The sequence below is a fragment of the Priestia sp. P5_B4 genome (assembly GCF_056400385.1).
Map to the genome: position 1 here is coordinate 1 of NZ_JBFULJ010000449.1, position 3,098 is coordinate 3,098.

The 3,098-nt window shown below is 31.6% G+C and carries 4 protein-coding genes; 2 read left to right on the forward strand and 2 right to left on the reverse strand.

Features of this window, described 5'->3' with window-relative positions; genetic code table 11:
• Window positions 1-565: 565 nt before the first annotated feature.
• Window positions 566-706, forward strand: a complete 141-nt coding sequence (locus AC1DRF_RS21075) for a hypothetical protein (protein WP_427077308.1) — start codon at window positions 566-568, stop codon at window positions 704-706.
• A 256-nt stretch (window positions 707-962) separates the two neighbouring features.
• On the opposite strand, the gene AC1DRF_RS21080 is transcribed toward AC1DRF_RS21075, so the two are convergent.
• A complete protein-coding gene (locus AC1DRF_RS21080; protein WP_427077307.1) occupies window positions 963-1,184 on the reverse strand; it encodes a DUF3006 domain-containing protein in 222 nt (73 codons plus the stop codon).
• Between the two features lie 2 nt (window positions 1,185-1,186).
• Complete coding sequence (locus AC1DRF_RS21085; protein ID WP_477741605.1) at window positions 1,187-2,035, reverse strand: ComEC/Rec2 family competence protein; 849 nt, start codon at window positions 2,033-2,035, stop codon at window positions 1,187-1,189.
• 471 nt (window positions 2,036-2,506) lie between these two features.
• On the opposite strand from AC1DRF_RS21085, the gene AC1DRF_RS21090 reads away from it, so the two are divergent.
• Window positions 2,507-2,851 (forward strand): hypothetical protein, encoded by a 345-nt coding sequence (locus AC1DRF_RS21090; protein ID WP_427077306.1) that lies wholly within the window; start codon window positions 2,507-2,509, stop codon window positions 2,849-2,851.
• The last annotated feature ends 247 nt before the right edge of the window (window positions 2,852-3,098 follow it).

Sequence of the window (3,098 nt, forward strand, 5' to 3'; positions counted from 1 at the left end):
TTGTACCATCTTCCCTAATTTGAAAATAAGGGACAGGAATCCATTTAGCTATATTACTCATATCCATGTTCTAACTCCTTTAAATTAATGAATTTTTTTACTTAGGAAAATATGTTTCTAGAGCAGTGACCATGGTAAATTAAGATGTATATAATATACATCTTAATTATTAAAAAAGCTACCCTATCTAAAGGTATTCCGAAAATATATTTTACGTTAAATGAAGTTGTAGACGATATTCATTTCATATGATTAGCTTTTTATAAACAATAAAATATAAACCGCCATGTATATTAATCTATAAATATGGTTAGACTAGTAACGTATTCCCCCTATTCCGTTATAGTTGAAAACCCTTTACTACTTTATAGCAAAGGGTTCTTTTTTTCCCTTGATAATACTCATAACGAAATTAGCTTAGATAGTAAATGTGAATATCATGACCTAAGGTTAATGAAAAATGAAAATAGCTGTTCCTATAAAATATGTTGTTAATTTAGATGTATAAGAGATTACTAGTTGGGGGACAATAAAAATAGAAACTTACATATAGGAGGTAAAACTAGTGAGCGAACATAAAAACATTTTTTCTACGTTTGTTAATGAAAATCAATTTGACTTACATTCATACCTTACTTACTTATTCATCAATGAATGCAAGGAAGGTGTAGTAAACGAATTAGAACAGGAACATATAAACCAATAAATTTATAAATAAAAACGTGAAATGAGAGGGTAAACCATAGTGAATGAAAAAATTGTGTAGACGACTTTATCTTTCTGGGAAGAAGGAATAAGTCGTCTATTATACTTGCCCAATCAGGTGCGCATAAAACAGGGTATCAGTGAAAATTCTCCTTCTAGTTCCATAACATATCATAACAAAAAAGCCGAAAAGATGACTCTCGGCTTTTTGATTCATATCGTATCCATATCGCTGTGTATACATCTAGTAGTGGACCTTAATCTTCCCAAATTTCATTCATTAAATCTTCAATTTCTTTTGCAAGTTTTTTCGTTTCATTTTTATCAACTGTTACGTTGTCCCCTATAATGTAAACGACATCTCCAACTTGTGTTTCTTTTGGAAAGAGACTCTTAGGATAATCCTTTGTCGTTCCTTCAATTTCAACAACAGCAAAACCCTCTTCAAATCGATCAATAATACCTTTTATCTTTTTCATAATTACCTCGATTTTTTAAYAGAATAAGATGTTCCATCACCWGTGATAATAAYCGTACCACTTTGGTCTGTTCGYAGAATACTTGCTTTAGAAYYTTTTAGTAAGTTCACRACTTGAGAAGTAGGRTGTCCATAACTATTTTTACCCACGCTGATRACCRCATACTTAGGYTTTACAGCATCTAAGAARTTCTTACTTGTAGACGTTTTAGCKCCATGATGWCCTACTTTAAGTACATCTGCACGYARTGTTTTCTTCGCCTTAATCATRTCTGCTTCTGCTTTTGTTTCAGCATCACCTGTAAATAAAAATGTATTCTTCTTRTAAGCCATATGTACAACAGCACTCCAGTCATTTAAATCACTGTTGGCATATGTTTTGGTGGGCCCTACAATTTGAGCATTTACATCTTTAACAGGTAGCTTTACGCCTGCTTGTGCCGTTTTAATCGTTAATTTTTTCTTTTTAACAGCATTTAAAAAGTCTTTGTATGCTTGTGTATTATTGCTTACTTTCGGTGCATAGACATTTTCTACTTTAAATGCATTAATGACTTCATCTAATCCACCGATATGGTCGGCATCTGGATGAGTAGAAATTAAGACCTCTATATCATCGACTTTTTGCTTTTTTAAATAACTTACAACTGCGCTTCCTTTTCCTTTGTTTCCACCATCAATAACAATGTCCTCACCATTAGGAGCTTTAATATAGATACTATCTCCTTGACCTACATCAATGTAGTGTACTTTCATGGTTTTAGGTGTTGCTGCGTARGATGAAGCTGGAGCYRSAGYAAYCCCYATTCCTATAGCTAGMGAAGAGACAATYTTAATAACACGACTTTTCAWTRTTTTATCCCCTTTTGATAAATRTATTTTCATYTKTATTGTTCATTTATAGCAAAATTAATTTTACTACAYGAAACCATMYGTTAATATAAATAATTTGAATATTTTTACTWATAAARGTGAAAAAAGTCATGTTATATGTAAAGATAAGTAACAAAATGAAGGTAAATAGTAATGAAATGTRCTATTTTAAGAATTAGGTGAGATTGACATTTAAGAAGAAGGTGACCTTACGATTAAGCCACTCTATAAAGTTAATCGTAAATTCTCCAATATGTATAATTAGCTCRAAAGAGAGGTGTTTTCAGATATTATGTTACAGGCAAACAAATAAGGATGATGTATGTAGAAGATAAGGAACAAAGTAGTTGTTATGAAAGGTGTTTCTATACTACATAATCAAATTTAGCTTGAACTCTGTGGTAAATGTAGTTTGACTACTTTTAAAATCTTATAAAAGGTGGCATGTGAATGAAGAAAGAGATCTTATTTGAATCGTATGTCTTGCTGTTTGATATTGAAATATCACTTGTCAGCATAATAGAAAAAGAAATGACCACGCATTATGGGCATTTATGGCGACAAATTTTTTTCGCGGAAGGTGGAACTCAACTTTGCGATAATCTCCCCTTGTTATTCAGGTTAAATCTTCTTCAAGACATCTTCACTGATCATGAATTACACGACTTATGTATGTTAGTAGATATAAAAAATGCTTTAAATCAACAATCAATCATTTCTCAAAATGATTTTGATCACCTTAAACATTTCTCCTACCAACTAAGCAGAAAGAAATTCCTCTCATTATCTATCTAACTTGATTCACAGTAAAAAATCCAAAAACTCCTAAGCTCAATCGAAATTAAAGAGGAGTCATATTTGTAAGTAATTGATGAACATGAAAAGCCCACTTGCATAGGGACTGACCCCATAGAGTGAGACAAATAAAAAAACACCTTTAAGTAAAAAACGGGTATGTAGTACCTAACAATAACTTGGAGGTGTTTTTTCTATGGGAAGAAGAGTTAGCTATCCAGTAGAAGTGAAATTAAAAGCAATTGAA